Origin of the sequence: Streptomyces sp. NPDC042638 (assembly GCF_040647235.1) — a bacterium.
Lineage (GTDB): Bacteria > Actinomycetota > Actinomycetes > Streptomycetales > Streptomycetaceae > Streptomyces > Streptomyces rameus.
Map to the genome: position 1 here is coordinate 13,349 of NZ_JBEZBT010000062.1, position 22,258 is coordinate 35,606.

Genomic DNA, 22,258 nt, shown 5'->3' on the forward strand with positions numbered 1-22,258 from the left:
CGTCGCGTGAGTACAGTCCACCAGCCAGACCTCAGGGACCGCCCCGCGCGGCTCACCGTCGGTGTCGTCGGCGCCGGCCGGGTGGGCCCCGCGCTCGCCGCGTCCCTCCAGCTCGCCGGGCACCGCCCGGTGGCCGTCTCAGGTGTCTCCGACGCCTCCCGCAGGCGCGCCGAGGCCATGCTCCCGGGTGTCCCGCTGGTGCCGCCCGCCGAGGTCCTCCAGCGCGCCGACCTCGTGCTGCTCACGGTGCCCGACGACGCCCTGCCCGGCCTGGTCGCCGGACTCGCCGAGACCGGCGCCGTACGGCCGGGACAGCTGCTCGTGCACACCTCCGGCCGGTACGGCGCGCGGGTCCTCGACCCGGCCCTGCGCGCGGGCGCGCTGCCGCTGGCCCTGCACCCGGCGATGACCTTCACCGGCACGCCCGTGGACGTCCAGCGCCTCGCGGGCTGCTCCTTCGGCGTCACCGCGCCCGAGGAGCTGCGGCTGGCCGCCGAGGCCCTGGTGATCGAGATGGGCGGCGAGCCGGAGTGGATCAGCGAGCGCGACCGCCCGCTGTACCACGCGGCCCTTGCCCTCGGCGCCAACCACCTGGTGACCCTGGTCGCCCAGTCGATGGAGCTGCTGCGCGCGGCCGGTGTGGGCGCGCCCGACCGGATGCTCGGCCCCCTGCTCGGCGCCGCCCTGGACAACGCGCTGCGCTCCGGCGACGCCGCCCTGACCGGGCCGGTCGCGCGCGGAGACGCCGGCACGGTCGCCGCGCACGTCACGGAGCTGCGCAGGCACGCCCCGCAGACCGTGGCGGGCTATCTGGCGATGGCCCGCGCGACCGCCGACCGCGCCCTCGCCACCGGCCTGCTGAAGCCGGAACTCGCCGAGGACCTCCTCGGGGTACTCGCCGACGCAGGCCACGCAGGCGACGCAGGCCACGGGGGCGACGCGGCCGGCGGCCCGAGCGGCACGGACGGCACAAGCGGCCCGCACGGCACCGACGGCACGGACGGCACAACCGGCCCGAACGGCACTGACGGCACCGACGGCTCGACCGGCACCGAGGGGAACGACCGATGACCACCGCCCTGCTGAGCACCGCCGAAGAGCTGCACGCGCGCGTGCGTGAAGGCCGTCGTGCCGTCGTGATGACCATGGGCGCGCTGCACGAGGGTCACGCGACCCTCATCCGCTCCGCGCGCGAGATCGCCGGCCCGGACGGTGAGGTCGTCGTCACGGTCTTCGTCAACCCGCTGCAGTTCGGTGCGGGGGAGGACCTGGACCGCTACCCGCGCACTCTGGACGCCGATCTGAAGCTCGCCGAGCAGGCGGGCGCGGACGCCGTCTTCGCACCCTCCGTGGACGAGGTCTACCCGGGCGGCCGGCCCCAGGTGGGCATCTCCGCCGGGCCCATGGGCGAGCGTCTGGAGGGTTCCTCGCGGCCCGGCCACTTCGACGGCGTCCTCACCGTCGTCGCCAAGCTGCTGCACCTCACCCGCCCCGACGCCGCCCTGTTCGGGCAGAAGGACGCCCAGCAGCTGGCCCTCATCCGGCGCATGGTGCGGGATCTGAACTTCGGCGTCGAGATCGTCGCCGTACCCACCGTGCGCGAGGAGGACGGGCTCGCCCTGTCCAGCCGCAACCGCTACCTCTCGGCCGACGAGCGCCGTACCGCGCTCGCGCTGTCCCGCGCGCTGTTCGCCGGCCGCGACCGGCACGCGGCACAGGAGGCGCTGCGCGCGCGGGCCAGGGAAGTGCCCTCCACGCACGCGCGTGCCGAGGCCCTGAGCGCCATAGGCGAGTCCCGCGCGGCGGCCGACGCGCACGCGGTGGCCACCGCCGCGCCCGGCGGCCCGGCGGCCGTCCGCGGCGCCGCCCGCCAGGTCCTGGACGAGGCCGTCCGTCTCGACCCGCCGCTGCGGCTGGACTACCTCGCGCTGGTCGATCCGGCCGACTTCACCGAGATCGGCGACGGCTTCACCGGCGAGGCCGTCCTCGCCGTCGCCGCCCGGGTCGGCACGACCCGGCTGATCGACAACCTTCCTCTCACCTTCGGAGCCGCCTCGTGACCAGCACAGGCATACGACTGCACGCACCCGCGCCCGGGTGGAGCATCCCGGCGGACGTGGTCGTCGTCGGCTCCGGAGTGGCCGGCCTGACCGCGGCGCTGCGCTGCGAGGCCGCGGGGCTGACGACGGTCGTCGTCACCAAGGCCCGCCTGGACGACGGCTCCACGCGCTGGGCGCAGGGCGGCATCGCCGCGGCCCTCGGCGAGGGCGACACCCCGGACCAGCACCTGGAGGACACCCTGGTGGCCGGCGCGGGGCTGTGCGACGAGGAGGCCGTGCGGATCCTCGTCACCGAAGGCCCCGACGCCGTACGGCGGCTGATCTCCACCGGCGCCCACTTCGACACCGACGACGAGGGCGACATCCACCTCACCCGCGAGGGCGGCCACCACCGGCGCCGGATCGCGCACGCGGGCGGGGACGCCACCGGCGCGGAGGTCTCCCGGGCGCTCGTGGAGGCCGTACGCGCGCGTGGGGTGCGCACCATCGAGAACGCGCTGGTGCTGGACCTGCTGACCGACGCCGACGGCCGTACGGCCGGGGTCACGCTGCACGTGATGGGCGAGGGCCAGCACGACGGCGTGGGCGCCGTGCACGCCCCCGCGGTGGTGCTCGCGACCGGCGGCATGGGCCAGGTGTTCTCGGCGACCACCAACCCCTCCGTGTCGACCGGCGACGGCGTGGCGCTGGCCTTGCGCGCGGGCGCCGAGATCAGCGACCTGGAGTTCGTGCAGTTCCACCCGACCGTGCTGTTCCTCGGCACGGACGTCGAGGGCCAGCAGCCGCTCGTCTCCGAGGCGGTGCGCGGCGAGGGCGCGTACCTGGTCGACGGGGACGGCGTGCGCTTCATGGCGGGCCAGCACGAACTGGCCGAGCTCGCGCCCCGCGACATCGTCGCCAAGGGCATCCTGCGGCGGATGCTGGAGCAGGGCGCCGAGCACATGTACCTCGACGCCCGGCACTTCGGCGCCGGCATGTGGGAGCACCGCTTCCCGACCATCCTGGCCGCCTGCCGCGCCCACGGCATCGACCCGGTCACCGAGCCCATCCCGGTCGCCCCGGCCGCTCACTACGCCTCCGGCGGTGTGCGCACCGACGCGCGGGGCCGTACGACGGTCCCGGGCCTGTACGCGTGCGGCGAGGTCGCCTGCACCGGTGTGCACGGCGCCAACCGGCTGGCCTCCAACTCCCTCCTCGAAGGCCTCGTCTACGCCGAGCGGATCGCCGACGACATCGTCGCGGCCCGCGCGGGGAACGGCCTGCACGCGCGCGTGCCCGCGCCGGTCCCGCACCCCGAGACGCCCGCGCACCCGCTGCTGGCCCCCGAGACCCGCTTCGCCATCCAGCGGGTCATGACCGAGGGCGCGGGCGTGCTGCGCTCGGAGGAGTCCCTCGCCCGGGCCGCCGAGCAGCTCCAGCGGCTGCACGCCGACGCCCGTGACGCCCTGGACGAGAACGGCAAGACCGCCGAGCCCGGCGTCGACACCTGGGAGGCCACCAACCTCCTGTGCGTGGCCCGCGTCCTGGTCGCCGCCGCCCGGCTGCGCGAGGAGACCCGCGGCTGCCACTGGCGCGAGGACCGCGCCGAGCGCGACGACGACTGGCGGCGCCACATCGTCGTACGGCTCAATCCCGACCGGTCGCTGGCCGTACGGACCACGGACACCGCAGACTTCCCCCCTACCCGGTAACACCCCAGTGCCCAGGAGCAGTGACGAACGTGAGCACCGACGACCTTCCTCTGGCCCCCGACGGCGGCTGCGGTGACGGCTGCGCCTGCGGCGCCGAGGGCGACGAGGAGTACCTGGAGTGCGGGCTCGACCCCGCGCTCGCCGAGTTGCTGGCCGCTGCCGGACTCGACCCCGTCGAGGTCGAGGACATCGCCAATGTCGCCATCCAGGAGGACCTCGACGGCGGTGTGGACGTGACCACCGTCGCGACCATCCCGGAGGACGCCGTCGCCACCGGTGACTTCACCGCGCGCGAGGCGGGCGTCGTGGCCGGCCTGCGGGTCGCCGAGGCCGTGCTCTCCGTGGTGTGCACGGACGAGTTCGAGGTCGAGCGGCACGTCGAGGACGGCGACCGGATCGAGGCCGGGCAGAAGCTGCTGTCGGTCACCACGCGCACGCGTGACCTGCTCACCGCCGAGCGCAGCGCGCTGAACATCCTGTGCCGCCTGTCCGGCATCGCGACCGCCACGCGCGCGTGGGCGGACGCGCTGGAGGGCACCGGCACGAAGGTCCGCGACACCCGGAAGACGACGCCGGGGCTGCGCTCGCTGGAGAAGTTCGCCGTCCGCTGCGGCGGGGGCGTCAACCACCGCATGTCGCTGTCCGACGCGGCCCTGGTCAAGGACAACCACGTGGTCGCCGCCGGCGGCGTCGCGCAGGCCTTCAAGGCCGTACGGGAGACCTTCCCGGAGGTGCCGATCGAGGTCGAGGTCGACACCCTGCACCAGCTGCGCGAGGTCGTGGACGCGGGCGCCGACCTGATCCTGCTCGACAACTTCACGCCCGGCGAGTGCGCGGAGGCCGTCGGTATCGTCGGCGGTCGTGCCCTGCTGGAGGCGTCCGGGCGGCTGACGCTGGGCAACGCGCGCGCGTACGCCGACACCGGCGTGGACTTCCTGGCCGTCGGCGCGCTCACCCACTCCTCGCCGATCCTGGACATCGGCCTGGACCTGCGCGAGGCGGAGTAACGGCCATGCTCCTCACGATCGACGTCGGCAACACGCACACCGTCCTCGGCCTGTTCGACGGCGAGGACATCGTCGAGCACTGGCGCATCTCCACGGACGCGCGCCGTACGGCGGACGAGCTGGCGGTGCTGCTCCACGGTCTGATGGGCATGCACCCGCTGCTCGGCGAGGAGCTGGGCGACGGGATCGACGGCATCGCCATCTGCGCGACCGTCCCGTCGGTGCTGCACGAGCTGCGCGAGGTGACCCGGCGCTACTACGGCGACGTACCCGCGGTGCTGGTGGAGCCGGGCGTGAAGACGGGCGTGCCGATCCAGTTCGACAACCCCAAGGAGGTCGGCGCCGACCGCATCATCAACGCGGTCGCGGCGAACGAGCTGTACGGCGGTCCGGCGATCGTCGTCGACTTCGGCACGGCGACCACCTTCGACGCGGTCTCCGCGCGCGGGGAGTACGTCGGCGGGGTCATCGCGCCCGGTATCGAGATCTCGGTGGAGGCCCTCGGGATCAGGGCCGCGCAGCTGCGGAAGATCGAGGTGGCCCGGCCCCGGAACGTGATCGGCAAGAACACGGTCGAGGCCATGCAGTCGGGCGTCGTGTACGGCTTCGCCGGGCAGGTCGACGGAGTGGTGAGCCGGATGGCCCGGGAGCTGGCCGAGGACCCGGACGACGTCACGGTGATCGCCACGGGCGGCCTGGCCCCGGTGGTGCTGGGCGAGTCCGCGGTGATCGACGAGCACCAGCCGTGGCTGACCCTGATCGGGCTGCGCCTGGTGTACGAGCGGAACGTGTCACGGCTGTGAGGGACGGCCGGCGCCCCGCCCGGGTGCCGGCCTCACCGGTGGCCCCGGACGAGGGAACCCCGGAACGACACGCTCCGAAACAACGTTCCGATCCGTCACTTTTGTCCGATTAGCGATAGCGTCGCCGCATGCCCACGCCATACGGATCCCGCGGCGGCATGGCGTTCGGCGTGGAGGAGCTGCGTGTGCTCCGCCGCGCCCTCGCCCTCGCCCTCCACCCCGGCCACGCTTCCGCCGAGGACGTGCAGGACTGTTTCCGGCTCGCCGAGTCGCTCGACGAGGCGATGCGCGAGGGGGCCAGGCTGCGCGCCTTCCTGGTGGCCGACCTGGGCCGGTACCGGGCCGCCCTGCCCGGCACCGCGGCCGGCTACCTGGCCGTGCTGGAAGAGGCGCTGGGGGCCGGGCACCGGCCGACGCCGGACGATCTCGCCGCACTGCGGGCACTGCGCGGCAACCCCGCGGCGGCGGAGCTGCTGGACCGCTGCCAGGCGCTGGCCGAGCAGGACGTGCGGGCACGGTTCGCCCAGGGGGCGCGCAAGGTGCCGGCGCCCGCCGTGCCGCCCGCGCGGACGCGTCTGCTGGCCCTCGCGGGCGGCGCGGGGGAATCCGGGGCCCGGCAGGTCGACGGGCGGGCCGAGGAGCCGTCCGAGCCCACGCGGAAGCCCGCACCCAAGCCCGCGCCGGGCCCGGCGGAACGGCCCGCGCCGGGGCCGGCCGAGCCGGAGCCGGTCGCGCCGAAGCGGCCCATCCCCACGCCGGGGGAGGTCTTCCCGCGCCGCAAGCCCACGCCGCCGGCGGAGTCCCGGCAGCTGGCCGCGGGCTGAGGCCCCGCCGCCCCGGCCCGCGGGCGGCCGGGCCGGTCTCCGGCCGAGACCAGGGTGGTTCCGGCCGGTACCAGGGGTGGTTCCGTGTGCCCCCGCCTTCGTGTGCCGCGCCTCCCCGTGCCCCTGCCCCCCTGTGCCCCCGCCCTTTGGTCCCTTCGTGTACCCCGGCCCTTTCGTCCCTTCGCCCGTGGATACTCTGGAGGCATGGACTACGTCTCCGCGCTCGTGCCCCCGGTCGTCATGGCCGTGTTCTTCATCGGTTTGGTCAGGGTGATCGTGAAGACCCAGGGCGGGGCCGCCAAGACCAAGGAGGACGCGGCCGTCGACGCCGCGCTCGCGCGCGTGGAGGGTCCGCGCCAGACCCCCGCCACCGACGCCTGAGCCGACCGCTCCGCGCCCTGGCCGGCCCCGGCGGGCCATTCGCCGTCCCGGCGTACGACTCACCGCACCCCGCTGCTTTCCGAGTCGTACGCCCTTTTTGTGCGCGTTTGTAGTCCTAGCGCACGTCCGGCACGCCATTGCCGGGATCTCCCACTATTGTTCTGAGCTGTGCCTCGCCCATTGGGAGAACTCGAAGACGCGGTCATGACGCGGGTGTGGAAGTGGAACCGCCCGGTGACCGTTCGAGAAGTCCTGGAAGACCTCCAGCAGGAACGCTCCATCGCGTACACCACCGTGATGACCGTTTTGGACAATCTCCATCAGAAGGGCTGGGTGCGCCGTGAGGCGGAAGGACGGGCCTATCGATATGAGGCCGTGTCGACGCGAGCCGCGTACGCCGCCGCCCTGATGAACGACGCCTGGTCCCAGAGCGACAACCCGGCCGCCGCTCTCGTCGCCTTCTTCGGCATGATGAGCGAGGAACAGCGCCAGGCCCTCAGGGACGCCGTACGCATCGTCCAGGGTCCGGAAGAAACCCGGGAAGCCCCGGCGGTGCGGCAACAGGAACCTCCGGAAGCCCGGCAAGAGGAGAACCCCGGCTCGGCGCGGGACGCGGACGGGCGATAGCGTCCGCTCATGTCAGCAGAGCGTCCCGAAGTCCCCGCAAAAGCCATCACCGTCCGGCGGGCCCGGACCAGCGATGTCCCGGCCGTGCGCCACCTCCTCGACGCCTACGTACGCGACCGCATCCTGCTCGACAAAGCCACCGTCACGCTTTACGAGGACATCCAGGAGTTCTGGGTCGCGGAACGCGACGACAACGCCGAGGTGGTCGGCTGCGGCGCGTTGCACGTCATGTGGGAGGACCTGGCCGAAGTCCGCACTCTGGGGGTGAAGCCCGGCCTCAGGGGCGCCGGCGTCGGCCATCAGTTGCTGGAGAAGTTGCTCCAGACCGCACGCTGGCTCGGCGTTCGACGCGTTTTCTGCCTGACCTTCGAAGTGGACTTCTTCGGGAAGCACGGCTTCGTGGAGATCGGGGAGACACCGGTCGACACCGATGTGTACGCGGAGCTGTTGCGTTCCTATGACGAGGGCGTCGCCGAGTTCCTCGGTCTCGAACGAGTGAAGCCGAACACCTTGGGCAACAGCCGGATGCTTCTGCATCTGTGATCGTCATTGCCCAGGTGCCCTATGTCCGAAACGCGCATGTTTCCGGACCTCGGCGGTGCGCCGAGTCTCTCCCGAGGGTTTGTGTTTTTCCGGCAAAAGCGGTTTGCTTTCCGACGTACTGCAGTACTGCATATAACAGGGGCGGCGAAACGGCGGACGCCGCACACCCCTGGTCCTCAACGTTATCGATGAAAGGAAATGCGGTGGCACAGAAGGTTCAGGTCCTTCTTGTCGACGACCTCGACGGCGGCGAGGCGGACGAGACCGTGACGTTCGCGCTGGACGGCAAGACGTACGAGATCGATCTCACGACCGCCAATGCGGACAAGCTGCGTGGCCTTCTTGATCCCTATGTGAAGGGCGGACGTCGTACCGGCGGCCGTGCCTCGGGTGGGCGTGGAAAGGCGCGTGCCGCTTCCGGCGGCAACCAGGACACCGCGGCGATCCGCGCCTGGGCGAAGGAGAACGGTTACGAGGTCAACGACCGCGGCCGTGTTCCCGCGTCGATTCGTGAGGCCTACGAGAAGGCCAACGGCTGATTCCGCCGGTCGGCGGGATCCCCGGCGCGGTCGCGCCGCAGCCGGACCCGGTGGCACTGCGCTGCCATCGTGTCCACCAGTCGCACGAGATCGGGGGCGCTCCCCTCGCGCCCTGCGCCCGGCCCGGCGGGTACGCCCGGCATGGCCGGCAGCGAATGCCCGACCTCGCCTCCCGGCCCGGGGGGCCGCAGCCACACACCGGCAACGGCCCCCTGAACGGATCGGCCCCGCGCGGATTCAGCGCTCCCCGGGCGGGCCCGCAGGGAATCGGGCCACCCCGGGGAATCAGGCCGTACGGATGTGAGCCGTACGGCAGCGGCCCCTACGGGCGGTGGCGGTGCCTCCAGCGCGCCGCCCTGCCCCAGGACCCGCAGATCCAGGGGCACCGCTCCCCACTCCAGCCAGTCGAGCAGTCCGGGCAGCTCCTCCGCGCTCCCCGGGGCCACCAGCAGCTCCATCCGGTCACCCCGAAGGATGACCGGAGAGCCCGGTGCGAGATGCCGGAGCGCCTGCGCGCCCGCCTCGGCCGGCACGTCGAGCACGTCGAACCGCACTCCCGTGAGCAGCCGCAGCGGCCGGCCGGGCACTGTCGGCCAGCCCAGATCGTTCTCGTACCAGTGCCGGGCCCGCGCGTCCGGGCCGGCGCAGATGTCACCGGCGCAGACGGCCCCGGCGCGGACATGACTCGTGAACCCATCTCCCATGGGTGAGGTGTCCGGGGCGGGGGGCCGGCGGGGAAGGGGGACCGCGGAAATCATGGGGACTGGGCCAACCATGCCAAGTGCAACCGCCGGAGTGGCGTTCAGGTTACGCTGGGTGCGCCACCGGCTGCGCAGAGTGCCGGAAAGAGGGGGCGCGTGGGGGTCGGGGGAGGCGCAAGGTTGTTCGCCCGTAGCTGAGCGAACCGGTGGGCGCGGCATGGAGTGTCAGTCCCCGCGGGTAAGACATGCCTAGTGGGAGGGGGCGACACGCAGTACAGGCCGTCTCACGTTCGCCATCGGCGTACTGGCGAGTGGGGTAACTGCCTGGCCTGCGGGAACATCGTCTCGCACCATCGGGTTGGAGCAGATGTCGGCGTTCGGGGTCAGGAGGCCATCGACGGTGTCGGCAGTTGGAATGAGCGGTCCCCGCTTGCGGGACTAAGCTGCGGAAGGACAGGGAGGGGAAGTTCCCCCCACTGCCTGACCGCTCTGAGGAGCGATTAACGATGTTCGAGAGGTTCACCGACCGCGCGCGGCGGGTTGTCGTCCTGGCTCAGGAAGAAGCCCGGATGCTCAACCACAACTACATCGGCACCGAGCACATCCTCCTGGGTCTCATCCACGAGGGCGAAGGTGTCGCCGCTAAGGCCCTGGAGAGCCTCGGCATTTCGCTTGAGGCGGTCCGCCAGCAGGTGGAGGAGATCATCGGCCAGGGCCAGCAGGCCCCGTCCGGGCACATCCCCTTCACCCCCCGTGCCAAGAAGGTCCTGGAGCTGTCGCTCCGCGAGGCCCTTCAGCTGGGCCACAACTACATCGGCACGGAGCACATCCTGCTCGGCCTGATCCGTGAGGGCGAGGGCGTCGCCGCCCAGGTCCTGGTCAAGCTGGGTGCAGACCTCAACCGGGTGCGGCAGCAGGTCATCCAGCTGCTCTCCGGTTACCAGGGCAAGGAGACCGCCACCGCCGGCGGCCCGGCCGAGGGCACCCCCTCGACCTCTCTCGTCCTGGACCAGTTCGGCCGGAACCTCACCCAGGCCGCTCGTGAGTCCAAGCTCGACCCGGTCATCGGGCGCGAGAAGGAGATCGAGCGGGTCATGCAGGTGCTGTCCCGTCGTACGAAGAACAACCCGGTGCTGATCGGTGAGCCCGGCGTCGGCAAGACCGCCGTCGTCGAGGGCCTGGCCCAGGCCATCGTCAAGGGCGAGGTGCCCGAGACGCTCAAGGACAAGCACCTCTACACGCTTGACCTCGGCGCCCTGGTCGCCGGCTCCCGCTACCGCGGTGACTTCGAGGAGCGCCTGAAGAAGGTCCTCAAGGAGATCCGCACCCGCGGCGACATCATCCTGTTCATCGACGAGCTGCACACGCTGGTCGGTGCGGGTGCCGCCGAGGGCGCCATCGACGCGGCCTCCATCCTGAAGCCGATGCTGGCCCGCGGTGAGCTGCAGACCATCGGTGCGACCACGCTGGACGAGTACCGCAAGCACCTGGAGAAGGACGCGGCCCTGGAGCGCCGCTTCCAGCCCATCCAGGTCGCGGAGCCGTCGCTGCCGCACACGATCGAGATCCTCAAGGGCCTGCGCGACCGGTACGAGGCGCACCACCGGGTCTCCATCACGGACGAGGCGCTGGTCCAGGCCGCCACCCTGGCCGACCGGTACATCTCCGACCGCTTCCTGCCGGACAAGGCGATCGACCTGATCGACGAGGCGGGCTCCCGGATGCGTATCCGCCGGATGACCGCTCCGCCGGACCTGCGCGAGTTCGACGAGAAGATCGCCGCCGTCCGCCGGGACAAGGAGTCCGCGATCGACTCGCAGGACTTCGAGAAGGCCGCCTCCCTGCGTGACAAGGAGAAGCAGCTCCTGGCCGCCAAGGCCAAGCGGGAGAAGGAGTGGAAGGCCGGCGACATGGACGTCGTCGCCGAGGTCGACGGCGAGCTGATCGCCGAGGTCCTCGCCACGGCCACCGGCATCCCGGTCTTCAAGCTGACCGAGGAGGAGTCCAGCCGCCTGCTCCGCATGGAGGACGAGCTCCACAAGCGGGTCATCGGCCAGGTCGACGCCGTCAAGGCGCTGTCGAAGGCGATCCGCCGTACGCGTGCCGGTCTGAAGGACCCGAAGCGCCCCGGTGGTTCGTTCATCTTCGCCGGCCCGTCCGGCGTCGGTAAGACCGAGCTGTCCAAGGCGCTCGCCGAGTTCCTCTTCGGTGACGAGGACGCGCTGATCTCCCTCGACATGTCGGAGTTCAGCGAGAAGCACACGGTGTCGCGTCTCTTCGGTTCGCCCCCCGGCTACGTGGGCTACGAAGAGGGCGGCCAGCTGACCGAGAAGGTCCGCCGCAAGCCGTTCTCCGTCGTCCTCTTCGACGAGGTCGAGAAGGCCCACCCGGACATCTTCAACTCGCTGCTGCAGATCCTGGAGGACGGCCGCCTGACCGACTCCCAGGGCCGGGTCGTGGACTTCAAGAACACGGTCATCATCATGACGACCAACCTCGGCACGCGGGACATCTCGAAGGGCTTCAACCTGGGCTTCGCGGCCTCGGGTGACACGAAGACCAACTACGAGCGCATGAAGAACAAGGTGTCGGACGAGCTGAAGCAGCACTTCCGCCCCGAGTTCCTCAACCGCGTCGACGACGTGGTCGTCTTCCCGCAGCTGACGCAGGCGGACATCCTGCGGATCGTCGACCTGATGGTCGGCAAGGTGGACGAGCGCCTGAAGGACCGGGACATGGGCATCGAGCTCTCCCAGTCCGCCAAGGAGCTGCTGGCCAAGAAGGGTTACGACCCGGTGCTGGGCGCGCGTCCGCTGCGCCGCACGATCCAGCGCGAGGTCGAGGACACGCTCTCGGAGAAGATCCTCTTCGGCGAGCTGCGTCCCGGTCACATCGTGGTCGTGGACACCGAGGGCGAGGGCGACGCCCAGACCTTCACCTTCCGGGGTGAGGAGAAGTCGGCGCTGCCCGACGTCCCGCCGATCGAGCAGGCGGCCGGCGGTGCCGGACCGAACCTGAGCAAGGACGCGTAAGCGTCCCGACGACGGCCGAATGGAAGGGGCCGGTGCCTTTGGGCACCGGCCCCTTCCGGCTTTTGCGCGCCGGGCGGGCTCCCGCCACGGGGAGCCCGCACGGCCAGGTGTCGGCGCGCGTCAGGACAACTGACCGTTGTAGTCGGGGAGCTTGTACGTCTTCTCGGCGTGGCCGCCCGACAGGTCGGTGGCGCTGTTGCCGATGTTCGCGATGATCGTGTAGCCGTCGTTCTCGATGTCGGCGCGCTGGGCGGTCTTGTAGGCGGCGACGTCCTTGAAGAGGTCGAAGAGGCCGCGGACATGGAGGCCGGAGACCTCGTAGCCGTCGTGTTCGAGGTTGAACTCGGTGGGCCAGTACAGGATGCCGGGACGGGCGGTGACGAAGAACAGGGAGACGCCGTGGTCCTGGGCGTAACGGGCGACGTCCAGCACGGGCTTGTTGGCCGGCTGGGGGTAGCTGAAGCCGAAGTCGGTCTCCAGCGTGGTGTTGTCGATGTCGAACACGATCGCCTGCTTCTCGCCGGGCGCGGCGGCGGCGATGCGGTTCTTCAGGTACGGCAGCGCCTGGTCCATGACCGCCTGGCAGTCCTTCTGCCAGGTGGCGTAGTCGGCCTTGGAGGCCGTGCTCGTGGCCGCCGCGGCGGTGGTGGCTCCCGCGGCCTCAGCCGCCTGGGCGGGGGCTGCCAGCGCGGCCAGGGCGGCCACGGATACGGCGGTCGCGGAGATGCGGCGTGCCCAGGGGCGTGTGGTCATCGTCGGGGTCCTCTCACGTCCGTACGTCATGTCCGTACGGGGCCGGAATGTCAGGGGCATGATCCTTGGCGAGAGTGGCGCGAGGGGAACCGTAGGGTTACTGGAGGGTAGGTGCCTAGAGGTCTGCGTCACATTCCTGAGGGCTCCGGTTTCAGTGGCCGGTGATAAGCGGCACAGGCGAAATGTCCGTTACTAGCCCTGATAGTGGGATGAGTCGGTCGGGCAAATCGGACAAAAAGTGTACGTATGCCCCGAAGCCTCACGGAGGAGAATGCCGTCGTCAGAGGGGTGCCGGCCGGGCGGCGGGGCTGTCAAGAACGGGGTTTGTTCTGCGGTCATCTACTACGCTATGCCGTAGTTGACCGGTTTTGGGCTTGGTGCGGTGCTCGGTTACCAAGGGATGGCCGCTCCGGAAGAACGTCTGTGCGCCGGGTGGCCGACTTGTCTCCGAGTTCACGAGGTCACGATGTTCCGACGCTTCACGTCCCGCTCCACCCGTACGTCCTCGCAGCGCAACCGCGTGGCCGTCCTGGCTGCCGGAATCGGCGCCGCGGCCGTGCTGGGGACCGGGGTCGCGAGCGCCGCGGCGCCGTCCGCCGCCTCCTGGGTCGACCCGGTGAAGAAGTACACGCTCTCCGCCAGCTTCATGCAGTCCGGCAGCCACTGGGTCGCCAAGCACAGCGGCCAGGACTTCGCCGTGCCGACCGGCACCGAGGTCCTCGCCGCGCACGGCGGCACCGTCGTCAAGGCCGGCGCGAACGGTGCCGGTGACGGCCCGGCGTACGGCAACGCCGTCGTCATCAAGCACGGCAACGGCACCTACTCGCAGTACGCGCACCTGTCCCGGATCGACGTCAAGATCGGTCAGATCGTGCAGACCGGCCAGCACATCGCCCTGTCCGGCTCCACCGGCAACTCCACCGGGCCGCACCTGCACTTCGAGATCCGTACCACCCCGAACTACGGCTCCGCCGTCGACCCGGTCGCGTTCCTGCGCTCCCAGGGCGTGACGGTCTGACCTAGTCCGTCTCGCGGGCGTGCTCGTGCGCCTGCTTGACCAGGTCCAGGGCGACCTCGAGAACGGCCTCGCGCTTCTTCTCGGGGTCGCCTTCCAGGTCCTGCATCACGAACATGCCGGCGTGCAGCGTGAACATCGCGCTGACCGAGCGCACCTGGTCCACGAGCTGCGCCTCGGGATTGATGAGGATGTCCCGCAGGCCGCGCATCCGGTCCTTGAAGGTGTCGCCGATGCGCAGTTCGCGCACCGTCGCCTGGTTCTCCTGCATGAAACGGAAGAGCGGTTCCGCCCCTGCGAGCGCCTCGCTGTAACGGCGGAGGATCTCCTGCTTGGTCTCCAGGGTGTGCGGCTGCAGCCGGCCCCACTCGATCAGGTTCTCGATCGGCTTCGTCAGGTCCTCGAAGAGGCTGACGATGATCTCTTCCTTCGTCCTGAAGTGGTAGTACAGGGCCGCCTTGGTGACGTCGAGACGCTCGGCGATCTCCCGCAGGGAGGTCTTCTCGTAGCCCTGCTCCGCGAAGAGTGCGAGCGCCACGTCCTGGATGCGCTGACGGGTGTTGCCCCGGCGCTGCTGCTTGGTGCCGTCCATGGTGACGCCCATCCTCGTACTCCTCGCGCTCCAGCGGAAACTTACTTGACGCCCGGCTAGTAGCGCGTCTACCTTCCCAGTGTAGTGAGTACTAGCCGGGCGGCAAGTAAGTAGTTGCCGCAGGGGGAATGGGAAGACGATGGCGGACACGGTCGAACAAGACAAGCAGGGCAAACAGCCCAGGAGTGTGCGGGTGGTCCTGCTCGCACTCATGATCGCGATGATGCTCGCGATGCTCGACAACATGATCGTGGGTACGGCGATGCCGACGATCGTGGGCGAGCTGGGCGGCCTGGAGCACCTCTCCTGGGTCGTCACCGGCTACACCCTGGCCACCGCGGCCTCCACCCCGGTCTGGGGCAAGCTCGGTGACATGTTCGGGCGCAAGGGCGCCTTCCTCAGCTCGATCGTGATCTTCCTGATCGGTTCGGCGCTGAGCGGCATGGCCCAGGACATGGGCCAGCTGATCGGGTTCCGGGCCGTGCAGGGTCTCGGCGCCGGCGGTCTGATGGTCGGCGTCATGGCGATCATCGGTGACCTGATCCCGCCCCGGGAGCGGGGCAAGTACCAGGGCCTGATGGCCGGTGTCATGGCGCTCGCCATGATCGGCGGCCCGCTGGTCGGCGGCACCATCACCGACAACTGGGGCTGGCGCTGGGCCTTCTACATCAACCTGCCGCTCGGCGTGGTCGCCCTCGCGCTGGTCACGGCCGTGCTGCACCTGCCGAGGAAGCGGGCGAAGGCGGGCATCGACTACCTCGGCGTCGCGCTGCTGACCGTCGGCATCACCTCGATCGTGCTGGTCACCACCTGGGGCGGCACCGAGTACGCCTGGACCTCCGCGCGGATCATGGAGCTGATCGGCATCGGTGTGGCCGCGCTGGTCGGGTTCGTGTTCTGGCAGACCCGGGTCGCCGAGCCGGTCCTGCCGCTGCACATCTTCAAGAGCCGCAACTTCACCCTGATGTCGGTCATCGGCTTCATCACCGGCTTCGTGATGTTCGGCGCCACGCTGTTCCTGCCGCTCTACCAGCAGGCGGTGCAGGGCGCCTCCGCGACCAACTCCGGGCTGCTGCTCCTGCCGATGCTCGGCGCGATGCTCGTGACCTCGATGGTCGCCGGGCGGGTCACCACCAGCAGCGGCCGGTACAAGGTCTTCCCCGTCGTCGGCGGCGTGCTGATGATCGTCGGGCTGTACCTGCTGTCCCTGATGGACACGGAGACCACCCGGCTCACCTCCGGCATCTACATGGCCGTGGTCGGCGCCGGCATGGGCTGCCTGATGCAGATCACCATGCTGGTAGCGCAGAACAGTGTGCAGATGAAGGACATGGGCGTGGCGTCCTCGTCCACCACCCTGTTCCGTACGCTCGGCTCCTCCTTCGGCGTGGCCATCATGGGCGCGCTCTTCAACCACCGGGTCCAGGACGTCATGGCCGAGCGGGCCGGAGCGCTGGGCAAGAACGTCACCGAGCAGTCGGCGCAGCTGGACGCGGCGAGCCTCGCGAAGCTGCCGGCCGCGGCCCGGGAGGCGTACCAGCACGCGGTGTCCGCGGGCACGCACTCCGCGTTCCTGCTCGGCGCCGGCATCGCGGTGGTGGTGCTCATCGCGGCGCTGTTCGTCAAGGAGGTGCCGCTGAAGGGCGGCCCGCAGAAGTCCGCGGCCGACGGCTCCGACGCCGCCCCGGCGGCTGTGATCGAGCCCGTCTGACCCTTCCCCCGCGTTCCGAAGGCCCCGGCAGGTGTCCGCCCCGGGGCCTTCGGCCTTTTCCCCGTCACTCCCGGCCCGCGGGCGCCGTTCCGCGCTCCCGGCTCGCGGACACCGATCCCCCTCAGGGCCCCCGGACACCGATCCCGCACTCCCGGACCACGTACAGGATCCGCAGTCTGCGTCCGGCCAGGCACGCCATGGACCCGGAACTGGACCGGAACTGGACCGGGACCGGGCCGACCCGGGACTCGACCGGAGCATGACGTGACAGCCGGGTGCCAGGGCGGCGCCGCGGCCCGTGCGCTGGGTCGCGCTGCTTCGCCGCCGAGTGCCGAGGGCCGGGCGCCGAGGGCCGGGCGCCGAGGGCCGGGCGCCGAGGGCCGGGCGCCGGGCGACGGGCGCCGAGTGCTGAGGGCCTGAGCGGCCGGGCGCCGAGGGACCGGCCGCCCCAGCCCCCGTGGCTTCGAGCCCGGCACGATCCGGACGACCCCTAGTTGCCCCCGGGCAGCGGCAGTGTCTGGTAGCTGCCGGTGCTGGTCGGGGCGTGCTCCGGCAGCCACAGGACGGCCACCGCGCCCTCCGCCGGAATGTGGGCCGGCGCGCCCGCGGGCCGTACGTTGCGGAACGTCAGCCGGGCGCCGAGCACGCGCGCCTGGCCGGCCGCGATGGTCAGCCCCAGCCCGTGCCCCTTCCCGGCGCGGTCCTTGCTGCCGGTGCGGAACCGGCTCGGCCCCTCGGCGAGCAGCTCCTCGGGGAAGCCGGGGCCGTGGTCGCGGACCCGGATGACCCGGCCCTCCACGGTGACCTCGACCGGCGGCCTGCCGTGCCGGGCGGCGTTGGCCAGCAGGTTGATCAGCACCCGCTCCAGGCGCCGCGGATCGGTGGTCACCTCCGACTCGTGCACCACCCGTACGGTGACGTCCGGATCCTTGGCCGCCACCCGGCGCGCGACGAACTCGCCGAGCATGATGTCCTGCAGCTCCGCCCGCTCCGAGGCGCTGTCGAGCCGGGCCACCTCCAGGACGTCCTCGACCAGCGTGCGCATCGCCTTCGCCCGGTCCAGGACCAGTTCGGTGGGCCGGCCGGGCGGCAGCAGCTCGGCGGCCGTCAGCAGGCCCGTCACCGGGGTGCGCAGTTCGTGCGCGATGTCGGCGGTGACCCGCCGCTCCGCCTCCAGGCGCAGGCGCAGCGCGTCCGCCATGGCGTCCACCGCCCGCGCGAGATCGTCGGTCTCGTCCCGTACGACCCCGCCGATGGCCGCCCGCACCCGGACCTCGGTCTCCCCCTTGGCCACCTCGTTCGCGGCGGCCGCCGCCTTGCGCAGCCGGCGGGACAGCTGGCCGCCGATCAGCACGCCCAGCGCGCTGCCCCCGAGCACCACCGCGACCGAACCGATGACCAGGGCCTGGTCGAGGTCGTTCAGCATGTTGCCGCTGCGGTCCGGGAGATGGATGTGCACGGACAGCACGTGCCCGTCCTTCACCGGTACGGCCGCCCAGATGTCCGGCTGCCCGCCGTGCTCGGAGACGTCACTGACCCGCCGGCCCCGCTCGACGCTCTCGCGCAGCGCGGCCGGCAGCCCCGGGTCGTTCACCTTGACGTACGGGAAGACCGGCCCCCGGTTCAGCTCGTAGTTGCGCTGGGCCAGCAGGAGCCGGTCGTTGGCCAGCTCGCGCGCGTTGTCCAGCATCGAGACACGGGCCGCGTTGTGCACGACCAGGCTCAGGACGATCGCCACCAGTCCGGCCACCAGCGCGATCGCCGCGCTGAGCTTCCATCTCAGCCCGGTGCGCAGGCCCGCGCGCTCCACGCGCCGGACCGGATGCCGAAGAAACCCCCGCATACCGCCGCTCCGCTCAGGCCTTCAGTTTGTAGCCGAAGCCGCGGACCGTCTCGATCCGGTCCTGGCCGATCTTCTGCCGCAGCCGCTGCACATGCACGTCCACGACGCGGGTGTCACCGCCCCAGCCGTAGTCCCACACCCGCTCCAGCAGCTTGTCGCGGGAGAGCACGGTGCCCGGCGCGGAGGAGAACTCCAGCAGCAGCCGCATCTCGGTCGGGGTGAGCGCCACCGGCTGCCCGGCCCGGCGCACCTCCATACCGTCGGTGTCGATCTCCAGCTCACCGAAGGACAGCGTGCCGGCGACCTCGGGCGCGGGCGTCTCCGCCTGTGCGGCCCCGCCGGCGTGCCCGAAACGGCGCAGCACCGCACGGATCCGGGCGACCAGCACGGCACCGTCGAACGGCTTGGTCACGTAGTCGTCGGCGCCCGCCTCCAGGCCGAGGACGACGTCGATGGAGTCGGCGCGCGCCGACAGCATGATCACCGGCACGGTGGACTCGTCCCGGATCCGGCGGCACAGGCTGACCCCGTCCAGACCCGGCACCATGACGTCCAGCAACGCGATGTCGGGGCGGTTCGCCCGGAACGCCTCCAGGCCCGACAGGCCGTCGGGCATCGCGGTGACCGCGAAGCCGTCCCGCTCCAGGGCGAGCTGGGTGGCCTCGCGGATGACGTCGTCGTCCTCGACGAACAGGACGTGGGTCTGGTCTGCCATCCCGGTGCTCTCAGTCCTCATGGTCTTACGTGTGGGCGATCAGTTGTCGGGCGCGGGCTGCGCGCCCCCGCCGCCGGCGTTGCTGTACTCGTTGCGGGTGGGCTTGCCCGGGACGAACCGGCCGCCCTTCCAGGTGTACGGGGTCACGATGTCACCGGACGGGCTGGAGATCGGGTCGTCCTTCTCGTAGTACTGCCGGAAGACCGACAGGGTGCCCTGGTCGATCTCCGCGTAGACCGGGGAGTCCTCGCTCTTGAAGACGTTGGTGAACCTGCCGTCCTCGTCCCGGTAGACGTACGAGGCGACACCGACCCAGTCGGCGCAGGTCATCACGTTGACGACGACGTCGTCGACCGTGGCGTCGGTCAGGTCGCCGTAGGAGACGTCGACCTGGTACTTGTCGCCGTCGCACGGCTTCAGCTCCCGTTTCACCGTCTCCGACACCTGGGGGTCGTTCCTGAGCAGCTCCACGACGTCCACCCGCCGGTACCTCTGGACGGAGGTGGGGGAGGGGGAGGCGACGGATCCCGCCATCGCCGAAGCACGCGCCGGGCCCTCGTCCCGGGCGCCCGTGCCCCCGCTGCCGCACGCGGCGAGGAAAAGGCCGAGGGCGGCGAGCGCGGTCCCCGCCGCGATCACCGCCTGTGTACTGCCGCGGACCCGGTCGGGTCCGGCCCCGGTCAGGCCGCGCAACGCTCCCGCTCCTCACGCTCCAGCGCGCGTGCGTCCAGATCGCGGGCCTCCAGCTCCTCACGGAGCCGGGCGAGCGCCCGGTGCAGCGTGCTCTTGACCGTACCGGCCGACATGCCGAGGGCCGCGGCCGTCTCCTCTGTGGACATCTGCTCCCAGTGTCGCAGCACCACGACACTGCGCTGCTTGGGTGCCAGCACCTTCATGACGTCCATCAGCAGAGCGCGGTCGGCGTGCTGCTCGGTGGAGTCCGCCACGGAGGCGTCCGGCAGCTGCTCGGTCGGCACTTCCTCCAGCTTGCGCGCCCGCCACCACTCGGTCCGCGTGTTGATCATGACTCGGCGCAGATAGGCGTCCGCGAGCCGCTTGTCGGCGATGCCCTCCCAGCGGCCGTACGTCCGTACCAGCGCGGTCTGCAGCAGGTCCTGGGCGTCGACCGGGTCCGGCACGAGCCGGCGGGCGCTGCGCAGCAGCGCGTCCTGCCGGGTACGGACGTACTCCTCGAACTCGAGCACCTCGCCCTGGGCCATGATCAACCGCCTCCGTTCCCCGTTGTCCCCCGGCTCGTGCCGGAAGTCCCGCTGTTCCCGAGCCCGGTGGTCCGCCGGGCACGAGGAAGAAGCTACGGAGTGGTTGTCACGGGGCTGTGCGGACCAGCCTGCGGCTGGCACTCGGCTATCCGTCGGTTGTGTAACAGGCACGGAAAAGGGGTAAGGCGAAGGGTGCTTATGTCCTTGTCCAGGTGATTTGCCCGGTTGGTTCCTTCGTAACGGACGCCTGAGGACTGTGACCTGGCTGCGCGTCAGCCCAGTGGCAGCCGGTACAGACCGCCGGGCAGCGGCTCCACCAGACCGTCCGCGACCAGCCCGTCGAGGGCGCGGGCCCGCTGCACCGGCTCGTGCCACACCCGGTCCAGCACTCCCTGCGGCACCGGCGTGCGCGCCTCCCGCAGCACGGCCAGTAGCTTGCCGCGCACCTGCCGGTCCGTACCGGCGTACGTCTGCCCGCGCCGCGGCGGCCCCGCGTGCTCCGGCTTGCCCGCGAGCCGCCAGGCGCACTGCGCCGCGATCGGGCACCGCTGGCACCCCTCGTTGCGCGCGGTGCACACCAGCGCGCCCAGTTCCATGGAGGCGGCGGCCCACCGCGCGGCGGTCCCCTCGTCCTGCGGCAGCAGCTCCCGCGCGAGCCGCCGCTCGGCGGCCGTGGTCGCGTTCGGCGGGTACTGCACACCTGTCACCGCCCGTGCGAGAACGCGGCGGACATTGGTGTCCAGCACGGCGTGCCGCTGTCCGTAGGCGAACGAGGCCACCGCGGCCGCCGTGTACTCGCCGATACCGGGCAGCGCCAGCAGCTGCCCGTGATCCGTCGGCACGTCCCCGCCGTGCCGCTCCGTTATGGCGACCGCGGCGCCGTGCAGGCGCAGGGCGCGGCGCGGATAGCCGAGCCGGCCCCAGGCGCGCACCGCCTCGCCCGGTGCCTCCTTCGCGAGGTCGGCGGGGCGCGGCCAGCGGGACAGCCACTCCTCGTAGACGGGCAGCACCCGGTTCACCGGGGTCTGCTGGAGCATGAACTCGCTGACCATCACGCCCCACGGGCCCGCCTCCGGGCGGCGCCAGGGCAGGTCGCGGGCGTGGGCGTCGAACCAGGCGATCACGGGGGCGTGGAGCATCTCAGTCATGTCTTTTCCGATCCTGCCATGGGTTGGAGGGCGGAACGGGTGACGGCGCGGTCACCGAGCGTGCTGAAAGGTGAAGAACCGTGCCGTCCGCGGAAGTTGCCGGGATGATGATCCGGAAAAGTTGGCGCCGGCGCGGCGGGTGGCGCGAGCAAGCGCTCCGATCTCTCGTAGAGTTTGCGCGTGGGATCTCTGCGCAATCCGGTCGGGCCGCTTCCCTCCACCATCTACTGGCGTCGGAGGGTCGTACTGCTGTCCGTGTTCGCCCTGTTGGCGCTGGTGATTACCTTGATCGTCACCGCCGGAGGCGGGGGCGGCAAGAAGAACGCCGACGGGTCCGACGGCAAGAATCCCGCGCACACCATCACGCCCGGGCCGACCCCCTCCGGCTCGGCGATCAGCCAACACCCGGGCGGACGCGAGGAGTCGGGCGGCGGGGACGCCGGCGGCAGCGAGTCCGGCTCCGGTGGCGGCAGCGGCTCGGCGGGAACGGCCGACGGAACGTCCGGAGCTTCCGGCACTTCCGGCGCTTCCGGATCCACCGGGTCCGGTGGCGGTTCGGGTACGGCGTCCGGTGGCGGCGTCGGTACGGGCGACGCGCTCCCCGCGTCCTCCACGCTGCCCGACTGCACCCCGGGAGCGGTGGCGTTGAGCCTGCGCAGCGAGCGCAACTCCTACTCGCCGGACCAGACGCCGGCCTTCGAACTCACCGCGAAGAACAGCTCGTCGGCCGACTGCAAGGTCGATCTCGGGCCCAAGGCCGCAGTGTTGACCATCACGCCCGCGGACGGGGACGACGCGTACTGGTCGTCCGCGGACTGCCCCGACGGCGCGGGGAGCCTGGTGTTCCGGGTGCCCGCGGGCGAGAGCATCACCTACACCGCGAAGTGGGACCGCAAGCCGAGCGCTCCGCAGTGTGCGACGCCCTCCGGCGGTTCGGCGAAGCCGGGCACCTACCTGCTGGAGGCCAAGGCGCCGGGGTACGGGAAGCAGCAGACGTCGTTCGTGCTGTCGGCCGACTGAGGCCCGCGCCCGCGCACCGCTTCGCCGGTGCCC

General features: G+C 71.3%; 22 protein-coding genes. 14 read left to right on the plus strand and 8 right to left on the minus strand.

All coding sequences use genetic code 11. From position 1 onward, the window contains the following. The first annotated feature begins 6 nt into the window (after window positions 1-6). From AB0B40_RS33005 to AB0B40_RS33050, 10 genes are all read left to right on the plus strand, one after another. Window positions 7-1,071: a DUF2520 domain-containing protein gene (locus AB0B40_RS33005; RefSeq protein WP_362267193.1), complete on the plus strand. Its 1,065-nt coding sequence runs from the start codon at window positions 7-9 to the stop codon at window positions 1,069-1,071. Beyond that, complete coding sequence (gene panC, locus AB0B40_RS33010; RefSeq protein WP_362267196.1) at window positions 1,068-2,060, plus strand: pantoate--beta-alanine ligase; 993 nt, start codon at window positions 1,068-1,070, stop codon at window positions 2,058-2,060. The genes AB0B40_RS33005 and panC overlap by 4 nt, the downstream gene beginning before the upstream one ends. Next, on the plus strand, window positions 2,057-3,751 hold the full coding sequence (locus tag AB0B40_RS33015) for an L-aspartate oxidase (protein ID WP_345053512.1): 1,695 nt from the start codon (window positions 2,057-2,059) through the stop codon (window positions 3,749-3,751). Before panC ends, AB0B40_RS33015 begins: the two co-directional genes overlap by 4 nt. A gap of 29 nt (window positions 3,752-3,780) precedes the next feature. Then, on the plus strand, window positions 3,781-4,758 hold the full coding sequence (gene nadC, locus AB0B40_RS33020) for a carboxylating nicotinate-nucleotide diphosphorylase (RefSeq protein ID WP_345053515.1): 978 nt from the start codon (window positions 3,781-3,783) through the stop codon (window positions 4,756-4,758). Between the two features lie 5 nt (window positions 4,759-4,763). Beyond that, window positions 4,764-5,561 (plus strand): type III pantothenate kinase, encoded by a 798-nt coding sequence (locus tag AB0B40_RS33025; RefSeq protein WP_345053517.1) that lies wholly within the window; start codon window positions 4,764-4,766, stop codon window positions 5,559-5,561. 158 nt (window positions 5,562-5,719) lie between these two features. Then, window positions 5,720-6,385 (plus strand): hypothetical protein, encoded by a 666-nt coding sequence (locus AB0B40_RS33030; RefSeq protein WP_362267210.1) that lies wholly within the window; start codon window positions 5,720-5,722, stop codon window positions 6,383-6,385. 204 nt (window positions 6,386-6,589) lie between these two features. After that, window positions 6,590-6,766, plus strand: coding sequence for a hypothetical protein (locus AB0B40_RS33035; RefSeq protein ID WP_345053519.1), 177 nt, complete (start codon window positions 6,590-6,592; stop codon window positions 6,764-6,766). A gap of 168 nt (window positions 6,767-6,934) precedes the next feature. After that, window positions 6,935-7,393 carry a BlaI/MecI/CopY family transcriptional regulator gene (locus AB0B40_RS33040; RefSeq protein ID WP_345053522.1) on the plus strand — a complete coding sequence of 153 codons (459 nt, stop codon included), beginning with the start codon at window positions 6,935-6,937 and terminating at the stop codon, window positions 7,391-7,393. A 9-nt stretch (window positions 7,394-7,402) separates the two neighbouring features. Continuing rightward, window positions 7,403-7,936 (plus strand): amino-acid N-acetyltransferase, encoded by a 534-nt coding sequence (locus AB0B40_RS33045; RefSeq protein WP_345053524.1) that lies wholly within the window; start codon window positions 7,403-7,405, stop codon window positions 7,934-7,936. Window positions 7,937-8,139: 203 nt separating this feature from the next. Continuing rightward, a complete protein-coding gene (locus AB0B40_RS33050; RefSeq protein ID WP_030751806.1) occupies window positions 8,140-8,475 on the plus strand; it encodes an Lsr2 family protein in 336 nt (111 codons plus the stop codon). Here AB0B40_RS33050 and AB0B40_RS33055 read toward each other — a convergent pair. After that, complete coding sequence (locus AB0B40_RS33055; protein ID WP_362267199.1) at window positions 8,454-9,179, minus strand: SCO3374 family protein; 726 nt, start codon at window positions 9,177-9,179, stop codon at window positions 8,454-8,456. The genes AB0B40_RS33050 and AB0B40_RS33055 overlap by 22 nt on opposite strands. A gap of 503 nt (window positions 9,180-9,682) precedes the next feature. Between AB0B40_RS33055 and AB0B40_RS33060 the strand changes: the two genes are divergently transcribed. After that, window positions 9,683-12,208 (plus strand): ATP-dependent Clp protease ATP-binding subunit, encoded by a 2,526-nt coding sequence (locus AB0B40_RS33060; protein WP_345053531.1) that lies wholly within the window; start codon window positions 9,683-9,685, stop codon window positions 12,206-12,208. Between the two features lie 120 nt (window positions 12,209-12,328). On the opposite strand, the gene AB0B40_RS33065 is transcribed toward AB0B40_RS33060, so the two are convergent. After that, the gene (locus AB0B40_RS33065; RefSeq protein WP_345053533.1) at window positions 12,329-12,961 is read right to left on the minus strand and encodes an HAD family acid phosphatase; all 633 of its coding nucleotides are present in this window, start codon (window positions 12,959-12,961) and stop codon (window positions 12,329-12,331) included. A 466-nt stretch (window positions 12,962-13,427) separates the two neighbouring features. On the opposite strand from AB0B40_RS33065, the gene AB0B40_RS33070 reads away from it, so the two are divergent. Beyond that, window positions 13,428-13,979 carry a M23 family metallopeptidase gene (locus AB0B40_RS33070; RefSeq protein WP_345053535.1) on the plus strand — a complete coding sequence of 184 codons (552 nt, stop codon included), beginning with the start codon at window positions 13,428-13,430 and terminating at the stop codon, window positions 13,977-13,979. 1 nt (window position 13,980) lies between these two features. Here AB0B40_RS33070 and AB0B40_RS33075 read toward each other — a convergent pair whose 3' ends face one another. Then, window positions 13,981-14,580 carry a helix-turn-helix domain-containing protein gene (locus tag AB0B40_RS33075; protein WP_345053537.1) on the minus strand — a complete coding sequence of 200 codons (600 nt, stop codon included), beginning with the start codon at window positions 14,578-14,580 and terminating at the stop codon, window positions 13,981-13,983. A gap of 127 nt (window positions 14,581-14,707) precedes the next feature. Here AB0B40_RS33075 and AB0B40_RS33080 point away from each other — a divergent pair, with 127 nt between their 5' ends. After that, window positions 14,708-16,279 (plus strand): MDR family MFS transporter, encoded by a 1,572-nt coding sequence (locus AB0B40_RS33080; protein WP_345053540.1) that lies wholly within the window; start codon window positions 14,708-14,710, stop codon window positions 16,277-16,279. A 490-nt stretch (window positions 16,280-16,769) separates the two neighbouring features. Here AB0B40_RS33080 and cseC read toward each other — a convergent pair whose 3' ends face one another. The 5 genes from cseC to AB0B40_RS33105 form a co-directional block, all read right to left on the minus strand. Next, complete coding sequence (cseC, locus tag AB0B40_RS33085) at window positions 16,770-18,122, minus strand: two-component system sensor histidine kinase CseC (RefSeq protein WP_345053541.1); 1,353 nt, start codon at window positions 18,120-18,122, stop codon at window positions 16,770-16,772. Window positions 18,123-18,135: 13 nt separating this feature from the next. After that, on the minus strand, window positions 18,136-18,837 hold the full coding sequence (cseB, locus tag AB0B40_RS33090; protein WP_345053543.1) for a two-component system response regulator CseB: 702 nt from the start codon (window positions 18,835-18,837) through the stop codon (window positions 18,136-18,138). Window positions 18,838-18,876: 39 nt separating this feature from the next. Next, entirely contained in the window at window positions 18,877-19,530 is a 654-nt protein-coding gene (locus tag AB0B40_RS33095) for a hypothetical protein (RefSeq protein WP_345053545.1), read from the minus strand. Next, the gene (locus tag AB0B40_RS33100; RefSeq protein WP_345053547.1) at window positions 19,518-20,057 is read right to left on the minus strand and encodes a SigE family RNA polymerase sigma factor; all 540 of its coding nucleotides are present in this window, start codon (window positions 20,055-20,057) and stop codon (window positions 19,518-19,520) included. Before AB0B40_RS33100 ends, AB0B40_RS33095 begins: the two co-directional genes overlap by 13 nt. A 272-nt stretch (window positions 20,058-20,329) precedes the next feature. Further along, complete coding sequence (locus tag AB0B40_RS33105; protein ID WP_345053549.1) at window positions 20,330-21,205, minus strand: A/G-specific adenine glycosylase; 876 nt, start codon at window positions 21,203-21,205, stop codon at window positions 20,330-20,332. A gap of 180 nt (window positions 21,206-21,385) precedes the next feature. Here AB0B40_RS33105 and AB0B40_RS33110 point away from each other — a divergent pair, with 180 nt between their 5' ends. Then, the gene (locus tag AB0B40_RS33110) at window positions 21,386-22,225 is read left to right on the plus strand and encodes a hypothetical protein (RefSeq protein ID WP_362267203.1); all 840 of its coding nucleotides are present in this window, start codon (window positions 21,386-21,388) and stop codon (window positions 22,223-22,225) included. The last annotated feature ends 33 nt before the right edge of the window (window positions 22,226-22,258 follow it).